This is a genomic window from Xanthomonas sp. 4461 (genome assembly GCF_024806475.1).
Classification (GTDB): domain Bacteria; phylum Pseudomonadota; class Gammaproteobacteria; order Xanthomonadales; family Xanthomonadaceae; genus Xanthomonas; species Xanthomonas arboricola_F.
This window is the reverse complement of the sequence record NZ_JANTYV010000011.1, coordinates 1-3,206: the sequence shown is the minus strand read 5'-3', so window position 1 is coordinate 3,206 and position 3,206 is coordinate 1. Positions and strand designations below refer to the sequence as shown.

At 54.6% G+C, this 3,206-nt stretch carries 2 rRNA genes (1 of these 2 running past the window's edge); both read left to right on the top strand.

The window, feature by feature from the left end:
* Positions 1–2,624: ribosomal RNA gene (locus FHY19_RS22300) — 23S ribosomal RNA — on the top strand; it begins 356 nt to the left of the window's first position.
* Positions 2,625–2,751: 127 nt separating this feature from the next.
* Positions 2,752–2,866, top strand: a 5S ribosomal RNA gene (rrf, locus tag FHY19_RS22295).
* Positions 2,867–3,206 lie beyond the last annotated feature (340 nt).

Below are 3,206 nucleotides of genomic sequence, written 5' to 3'. Positions count from 1 at the left end.
TCAGCCCTTAAGCTGGAATGGCTTTAGAAAAACAATCTGGAAAGATTGGCCATAGAAGGTGATAGCCCTGTATTTAAAAGGGCCACTCCAGTGAAGACGAGTAGGGCGGGGCACGTGAAACCCTGTCTGAATATGGGGGGACCATCCTCCAAGGCTAAATACTCCTGACCGACCGATAGTGAACCAGTACCGTGAGGGAAAGGCGAAAAGAACCCCGGAGAGGGGAGTGAAATAGATCCTGAAACCGTGTGCGTACAAGCAGTAGGAGCTCGCAAGAGTGACTGCGTACCTTTTGTATAATGGGTCAGCGACTTACTGTTCGTGGCAAGCTTAACCGTATAGGGGAGGCGAAGGGAAACCGAGTCTGATAAGGGCGCATAGTCGCGGGCAGTAGACCCGAAACCGGGTGATCTAGTCATGGCCAGGGTGAAGGTGCCGTAACAGGTACTGGAGGCCCGAACCCACGTCTGTTGCAAAAGACGGGGATGAGCTGTGATTAGGAGTGAAAAGCTAATCGAACCCGGAGATAGCTGGTTCTCCTCGAAAGCTATTTAGGTAGCGCCTCGGACGAATACTACTGGGGGTAGAGCACTGTTATGGCTAGGGGGTCATCGCGACTTACCAAACCATTGCAAACTCCGAATACCAGTACGTACTATCCGGGAGACACACGGCGGGTGCTAACGTCCGTCGTGAAAAGGGAAACAACCCAGACCCACAGCTAAGGTCCCAAATTCACTGCTAAGTGGAAAACGATGTGGAAAGGCACAGACAGCCAGGAGGTTGGCTTAGAAGCAGCCACCCTTTAAAGAAAGCGTAATAGCTCACTGGTCGAGTCGGTCTGCGCGGAAGATTTAACGGGGCTAAGCAGTGAACCGAAGCTTGGGGTGCATAAAACTTGTTTTATGCGCGGTAGAGGAGCGTTCCGTAAGCCTGCGAAGGTGGATTGAGAAGTCTGCTGGAGGTATCGGAAGTGCGAATGCTGACATGAGTAACGATAATGCGGGTGAAAAGCCCGCACGCCGAAAGCCCAAGGTTTCCTTGCGCAACGTTAATCGACGCAGGGTTAGTCGGTCCCTAAGGCGAGGGCGAAAGCCGTAGTCGATGGGAAGCAGGTTAATATTCCTGCACCTCGCGTGAGTGCGATGGAGGGACGGAGAAGGTTAGGTGTACCGGGCGTTGGTTGTCCCGGGGAAAGGCGGTAGGTTTGGATCTTTGGCAAATCCGGGATCCTTTAAGACCGAGCACCGAGACGAGCCTTTATGGCGAAGTCACTGATACCACGCTTCCAGGAAAAGCTCCTAAGCTTCAGCTCACGAAGACCGTACCGTAAACCGACACAGGTGGGTAGGATGAGAATTCTCAGGCGCTTGAGAGAACTCGGGTGAAGGAACTAGGCAACATGGCACCGTAACTTCGGGAGAAGGTGCACCCTTTTTGGTGGCTCATGCGAGCTATAGCTGAAGAGGGTCGCAGAAACCAGGCCGCTGCGACTGTTTATCAAAAACACAGCACTCTGCAAACACGAAAGTGGACGTATAGGGTGTGACGCCTGCCCGGTGCTGGAAGGTTAATTGATGGGGTCAGCCGCAAGGCGAAGCTCTTGATCGAAGCCCCAGTAAACGGCGGCCGTAACTATAACGGTCCTAAGGTAGCGAAATTCCTTGTCGGGTAAGTTCCGACCTGCACGAATGGCGTAACGACAGCGGCGCTGTCTCCACCCGAGACTCAGTGAAATTGAAATCGCTGTGAAGATGCAGCGTTCCCGTGGCAAGACGGAAAGACCCCGTGAACCTTTACTATAGCTTTACACTGAACGTTGAGTTCGTCTGTGTAGGATAGGTGGGAGGCTATGAAACTGTGGCGCTAGCTGCAGTGGAGCCATCCTTGAAATACCACCCTGTCGTGCTTGACGTTCTAACCTAGATCCGTTATCCGGATCAGGGACCGTGTATGGTGGGTAGTTTGACTGGGGCGGTCTCCTCCTAAAGAGTAACGGAGGAGCACGAAGGTACGCTCAGCGCGGTCGGACATCGCGCACTGTGTGCAAAGGCATAAGCGTGCTTGACTGCAAGATCGACGGATCAAGCAGGTACGAAAGTAGGTCTTAGTGATCCGGTGGTTCTGTATGGAAGGGCCATCGCTCAACGGATAAAAGGTACTCCGGGGATAACAGGCTGATACCGCCCAAGAGTTCATATCGACGGCGGTGTTTGGCACCTCGATGTCGGCTCATCACATCCTGGGGCTGTAGTCGGTCCCAAGGGTATGGCTGTTCGCCATTTAAAGTGGTACGCGAGCTGGGTTCAGAACGTCGTGAGACAGTTCGGTCCCTATCTGCCATGGGCGTTGGAAGTTTGAGAGGGGCTGCTCCTAGTACGAGAGGACCGGAGTGGACGAACCTCTGGTGTTCCGGTTGTCACGCCAGTGGCATTGCCGGGTAGCTATGTTCGGAAGCGATAACCGCTGAAAGCATCTAAGCGGGAAGCGCGCCTCAAGATGAGACTTCCCGGGGCACAAGCCCCCTAAAGGAACCATATAGACTATGTGGTTGATAGGTCAGGTGTGTAAGTACAGCAATGTATTGAGCTAACTGATACTAATGATCCGTGCGGCTTGACCATATAACCTCAAGTTGCCTTGGTCCCAACGAACGTTGGTAGATCACCAAACGCAAGCTACGTCACAAGTTAACTATGCGAGACTGGGCGCCTTAATCCGTTTCTTGGATGGCGACGCTCCAACCGTCTCCCTGGTGAAATTAGCGCTGTGGAACCACCCGATCCCATCCCGAACTCGGAAGTGAAACGCAGCTGCGCCGATGGTAGTGTGGCTCAAGCCATGCGAGAGTAGGTCATCGCCAGGGGCTTTACCCGAAACCCTCAGTCCATCAGGACTGAGGGTTTCTTTTTGGGCGGCAGCTGGGAAGAAGTCCACTGACGCGTGCTGCCGCGCGTTGCGGTCGTCCTGCGCCGCCAGTTACACCCGGAGGCAACATCGCGCACGGCGGCAATGCAGGGGCGATGATGCGTATCCATCGCGACTTGGCCGTGTCCAACTGCCGCCTGCAGGGCGGTACTGGCGCCGATACCGGTCAGCAATGGCATGACCCTGCCCTCGGCAGGTAGGTGTAGCTGCCTGCGCCTGCGCTAGCGCCTCGCTCTGCACGCTTCGCCAACAGACCCACACCGACCACTTCGCCCAAC